The sequence below is a fragment of the Mucilaginibacter polytrichastri genome (assembly GCF_001911425.1).
In the GTDB taxonomy this organism is placed as follows: Bacteria; Bacteroidota; Bacteroidia; order Sphingobacteriales; family Sphingobacteriaceae; genus Mucilaginibacter; species Mucilaginibacter polytrichastri.
The window spans coordinates 3,080,699-3,086,729 of record NZ_MPPL01000001.1 but is presented as its reverse complement, the minus strand read 5'-3'; the positions used below and the strand labels follow the sequence as shown (position 1 = coordinate 3,086,729).

Genomic DNA, 6,031 nt, shown 5'->3' with positions numbered 1-6,031 from the left:
TTATCTTTAGCACCGCTTTTGGTGGTGATGATAATTACACCCGCAGCACCTGCCGAACCATAAAGTGCGGTAGCTGCCGAGCCTTTTAACACGTCCATACTTTCAATAATTGATGGGTCGATATCTGCCAGGCGGTTTGTACCGGGGCCTTGGTTAAGGTTACCGGTTTCGTCATTATTAACCGGGATACCATCAATTACCATTAGGGCCTGGTTGCTGCCGTAAAAGGAAGATGCCCCCCTGATAACGATGCTCGATGAACTACCCGGTGTACCAGATGATGTGGTTACCTGTACGCCAGATACCTTACCATCTAATGCATTAACCAGGTTGGGATCTTTTGATTGTTGAATTTCGTCGCTTTTAATTTGTTGCGTACTGTAAGTAAGTACCCGTTTTTCTCTTTTTACACCGAGTGCGGTTACTACTACCTCGTTAAGGCTTTGGTTGTTCTCTGTTAGTTTTACAGAGATGCTTTGCCCGGCGGGCACTTCCTGCGGGTTATACCCAATTGCAGAAATAATAATGGTGGCATTTTGCGGCGCTTGCAGTGCAAACGAGCCATCTACAGATGTGGTGGTGCCCTTGCTTGTGCCTTTGATTTTTACAGTTGCGCCGGGTAGTGGTGCGCCTTTGATGTCTAATACTTTTCCTTTTACGGGGAGCGTTTGGGAATAAGCATTACAACAAAGTACCACTACACAAAAGCAAGCAGAAGTTAGCTTTTTAAGTACATGTTTTAGCTTCATAACAATAGTTTAAGAAATTAATGTTTAATTAATTGTTGCAGTAAAATGATATTACTGTAAAGCTATTGCTAGTTTGACATTAAGATTTTGCTAAAATTCGCTAACAATTGCAATATCTTAACATAAATATTACTAAAAATTAGGCCGATTTGGAAATAATGATTATTAATTGTGCATTTTGTTGTCAATAATCAATTAATTAAGCTGTTTTTTGTGCGTTTTTATAATTCAGGCTTGTATTGGTTAATTCGTTAGGATAAAATACGGGTATTAGTTGCAAAAAATGATTAGTTATTATAAAGACAAGCCGCCTAACTTTACTGCACCAATATTTTTTCAAAAACAAAGCACTATGCGAAATAAAAATAACTGGCTATTGCTGCTTGCCGTATGTTTAGTTAATGTTAACAAGGTAAAAGCACAGTCGTATCTGCCGGAGTGGAATGATACCCGGATGAAAGTTAAGCTTGCCGTACCGGTTAAAGCCTATGCATTTAACCTTAAAGATGTACAACTATTAGAGAGCCCCTTTAAAGTAGCCATGCGGGCTGATGAAAAGTATCTGTTATCAATTGATCCCGACAGGTTGCTATCCGGTTTTCTTAGTCACTCGGGTTTAAAACCTAAAGGCGCTTTGTATGAAGGTTGGGAATCATCGGGTTTGGCCGGGCATACATTGGGGCATTATTTGTCTGCTATTTCTATGCTGTATGCGTCAAACCGCAACCCGGTAGTATTAAAGCGTATTAATTATGTGGTTGACCAACTAGCCGAATGCCAGCGCGCGCGCAAAACCGGCTATATAGGTGCTATCCCTAAAGAAGATACCATTTGGGCCGAAGTTGCTAAAGGCGATATCCGTTCGCGTGGGTTCGATTTAAATGGTGGCTGGTCGCCCTGGTATACCGTGCATAAGGTAATGGCCGGTTTGCTGGATGCTTATTTATATGCTAACAATACTAAAGCACTGAACATTTGTAAAGGCATGGCTGACTGGACTGGCCAAACCTTGAAAAACCTGAACGATGAGCAATTGCAAAAAATGTTGTTCTGCGAGTATGGCGGTATGGCCGAGCCATTGGCTAACTTATATGCCATAACCGGAGAGAAGAAGTATTTAGACCTGTCGTACAAGTTCTATGACAAACGGATTCTCGATCCGCTGGCTAAGCAGGAGGATGACCTGCCAGGCAAGCACTCTAATACCCAGATTCCTAAAGTTATTGCAGGCGCGCGCAGGTATGAATTAAATGGTGATAAGAAAGATAAGGAGATTGCCGATTTCTTTTGGAAAACAGTTACAGAAGACCACTCTTATGTAACAGGCGGCAATAGTAACTACGAATACCTGGGCGAACCCAATAAACTCAATGATAAACTGACTGAGAACACCACCGAAACTTGTAATACCTATAACATGCTAAAGCTTACCAGGCATCTGTTTGCGCTGCAGCCTTCGGCCGGGTTAATGGATTATTACGAAAAGGCATTATACAACCACATCCTGGCCTCGCAAAACCATGATGATGGCATGATGTGCTACTTTGTTTCGTTACGGATGGGGGGCAAAAAAGAATATAGCACGCCGTTTACCACCTTTACCTGCTGTGTAGGTTCGGGTATGGAAAACCATGTAAAGTATAACGAGAGCATTTATTTTAGAGGTGCAGATGGTAGCGTTTATGTAAACCTCTTTATCCCTTCGGTTTTAAACTATAAGGATAAAGGCATCAGCATAAAACAAGAAACTGCTTTGCCGGTAAATAACCATGTTACTTTTACCATTACCGCCGCCAAGCCGGTGCTGCTACCTATCAAAATCCGTAAACCAAAATGGAGCGGTAACCAAGCCATCACTATTAATGGTGTAAAACAGGCAGAGAACCTGAACAGCGAAGGTTATATTGTTTTAAACCATCGCTGGAAAACCAATGATAAAATTGAACTGACATTATCGGAAGACTTATATACCGAGGCCATGCCGGATAATGCTAACCGTAAGGCTGTATTTTACGGCCCGGTTTTATTAGCAGGTATTTTGGGTAATAAAGAACCCGATCCGGTTTCGGGTGTGCCTGTGCTGGTAACATCAGAAAAGGACCCGGCTAAGTGGCTGCAAATGGTTGATAAATCGCAATTAAGTTTCAGTACCAATAAGGTGGGCAAACCGGGCGATGTTAAACTGGTGCCTTTTAACACCACAAAAGATGAGTACTATACCGTGTATTGGGATGTATTTACGCCCGATGCCTGGACTGTGCAGCAAAAAGCTTATGACGAGCAAAAGAAAAAGCTGCAGGAAATGGAAGCTCACACCGTGGATGTGTTAAGACCCGGCGAAATGCAGCCCGAACGCGACCATAATTTTACCAGCGAAAAGGCCTTGACCGGCGAAGAGCACCTGCGTAAATGGCGTGCAACAGAGGAGGGCGGCTATTTGTCGTACGAAATGAAGGTTGATCCTAACGCGCAGAATACCATGATTAATACCTATTGGGGCATGGACAACCGCGGCCGTAAGTTTGATATTTTGATTGATGGTGTTGCTATTAATTCTGAAGACCTGAACCAATATAAAGAGAGCCGTTTTTATGATATCTCTTACCAGATCCCTATTGAGCGTACCAAAGGTAAAACCAAGGTGACGGTTAAGTTAATGCCGAAAGAGGCTAATGCTGTAGGCCCGGTTTACGGCAGCAGGGTGGTGAAAGATTGATCAGAATTCTCCGAATTTGAGAATTAACAGAATTTAAAAGAGACAGAAAAAATAGATGACAAAAAATATTATATCGGGTTTAGGATTCCTGGCAGCTATAGTTACCGTGAGCAATGCTTTTGCCCAGCAAAAAGATTACCCCATACAGCCGGTGCCTTTTACCCAGGTGCACGTGGACGACCAATTCTGGGAGCCTAAAATGGAGGTAAATGCCAAAGTAACTATCCCTTATGTTTTGCAGCAATGCAAATTACATGGCCGGGTTGATAACTTTTTGCGAGCCGCAAAAGAGCTCGACGGCGACAAACTGACTGAATACCCATTTGACGATACCGATATTTATAAGGTAATAGAAGGTGCATCATACGCCATGCAGGTTAAAAAAGACCCGCAATTGGACAGCCAGGTTGATTCGCTGATTACCATCATAGGTGCAGCGCAGGAGAAGGACGGCTACCTCTACACCTTCAGAACGGTGAATGCCAAAACGCCACACCCCTGGATTGGTACCAAACGCTGGGAAAAGGAAGAGGAGCTAAGCCACGAACTGTATAACGCAGGCCACCTTTATGAGGCTGCGGTGGCGCACTACCAGTCGACCGGTAAAAAAACTTTGCTCAACATCGCTATTAAAAACGCCGACCTGCTGGTGAAAGATTTTGGCCCCGGCAAGGTAGAGGAATATCCCGGCCATCAGATTGTTGAGATAGGCCTCACTAAATTATACCGGGTAACCGGCAACAAGCAATATTTAACGCTGGCTAAATTCTTTTTGGATGTACGCGGGCCTAAAGGCGACTCTTATAACCAGGCCGATAAAAAAGTGATCGATCAGCACGTGGCCGAAGGGCATGCTGTACGTGCAGCCTATATGTATACCGGCATGGCTGATGTGGCCGCCTTAACCGGTGATAGCCATTACTTGGCTGCTATTGATGATATCTGGGGCGATGTAGTGAATAAGAAATTATATATTACAGGTGGTATTGGAGCCACCAATGCAGGCGAAGCCTTTGGCGATGCCTATCAGTTGCCCAACATGTCGGCCTATGCCGAAACCTGTGCGGCTATTGGTAATGTTTACTGGAACAGCCGCATGTTTTTACTGCATGGCGATTCTAAATACATCGATGTGCTGGAGCGTACCTTGTATAACGGTTTATTGTCGGGCGTATCATTAAGCGGTAACCGCTTTTTCTATCCCAATCCGCTGGCATCTATTAATCAGCACCAGCGCAGTGCCTGGATTAGTTGTGCCTGCTGTATTTCTAACATGACCCGCTTTTTGCCTTCGGTACCGGGCTATGTATATGCTAAAGACAAAAATAACCTGTACATCAACCTGTTTATGAGCAACAGTAGCAATATTATGCTCAGCAGTGGTAAAGTAAATATTGTACAGAATACCAACTATCCCTGGAATGGTAAAATAGATATCACGGTAAATCCGGCTAAAAGCGGCGACTTTACATTACGCGTGCGCATACCTGGATGGGCGCAGCAAAAACCTGTACCCGGCGATCTGTATACCTTTACTGCAACCAAAACCTTGCCGGTAATGATTAAGATCAATGGCAAGCCGCAATCTTTTATTACCGAAAAAGGGTATGCCGTTTTAAAGCGTAACTGGAAAAAAGGCGACAAGGTAGTTGTAGACCTGCCTATGGAAACTGAGAAGGTAATGGCCAACGCACAGATTAAAGATGATGTAAACCGCTTTGCTTTTCAGCGCGGCCCGGTAGTTTATTGCCTGGAAGGGCCTGACAACAGAGACAGCCTGGTACAGAATATCGTGGTTGACAGATCTGCTAAAACAGAATCGCATTACATGCCCGATTTATTGAATGGTGTAGAGGTAATTACCGTAAAAGGTAAAAGCGGCAAAATACAGGCTGGTACAGATCATGTAATCCAAACAGACCAAAATGTTACCGCTATACCGTACTATGCCTGGGCCAACCGCGGGCCAAGCGAAATGACGGTGTGGATACCTTACGAAGCCTCGGCAGCTAAACCAAAACCTGCGCCAACCATTGCAAGTACCAGCAAGGTAACCTCATCGGCAAAAAGCGCTAAAATGAATGCCGCTATTAACGACCAATATGAGCCTGCAGACTCTAAAGATACCAACTTCCCATACCTGCACTGGTGGCCTAATACAAAATCGTTAGAGTTTGTGCAGTACGATTTTAAAGAAGAACACGAGGTGTCTGAATCAAAGGTGTACTGGTATGACGATGGACCATGGGGCGGTTGCCGGATCCCGGTATCATACAAAATTTATTACAAAAAAGACGGGCAATGGGTGCCGGTAAATAATACCTCGCCTTATGCTATTGCTAAAGATAATTACAATACCGTTTTGTTTAAACCTGTAAAAACTACAGCCTTAAAAATGGAAGTTCAGCTGCCGGACGATAACTCTGCCGGTATTCATGAGTGGATTGTTAAATAATTACTACAGCTTTTATCAGTAAAGTATACCAATTTATTTTATGCTGCGAAAAATAACCCTCCTGCTTTTACCGGGAGGGTTATTTTTTTAGTTAAAAACGGTATTTAAAAC

Annotated in this window: 3 protein-coding genes; 2 read left to right on the top strand and 1 reads right to left on the bottom strand. The window is 43.5% G+C overall.

Going from position 1 to position 6,031, the window contains the following annotated elements:
• Nucleotides 1-749, bottom strand: a 749-nt coding sequence (locus RG47T_RS26410) for a TonB-dependent receptor plug domain-containing protein (protein ID WP_216351053.1), incomplete at its 3' end; no start/stop codon positions are given.
• Nucleotides 750-1,101: 352 nt separating this feature from the next.
• Between RG47T_RS26410 and RG47T_RS13150 the strand changes: the two genes are divergently transcribed.
• Together RG47T_RS13150 and RG47T_RS13145 are read left to right on the top strand one after the other, a co-directional pair.
• Nucleotides 1,102-3,465, top strand: coding sequence for a glycoside hydrolase family 127 protein (locus tag RG47T_RS13150; protein ID WP_074493413.1), 2,364 nt, complete (start codon nt 1,102-1,104; stop codon nt 3,463-3,465).
• A gap of 55 nt (nt 3,466-3,520) precedes the next feature.
• A complete protein-coding gene (locus tag RG47T_RS13145) occupies nt 3,521-5,920 on the top strand; it encodes a glycoside hydrolase family 127 protein (protein ID WP_074489900.1) in 2,400 nt (799 codons plus the stop codon).
• Nucleotides 5,921-6,031 lie beyond the last annotated feature (111 nt).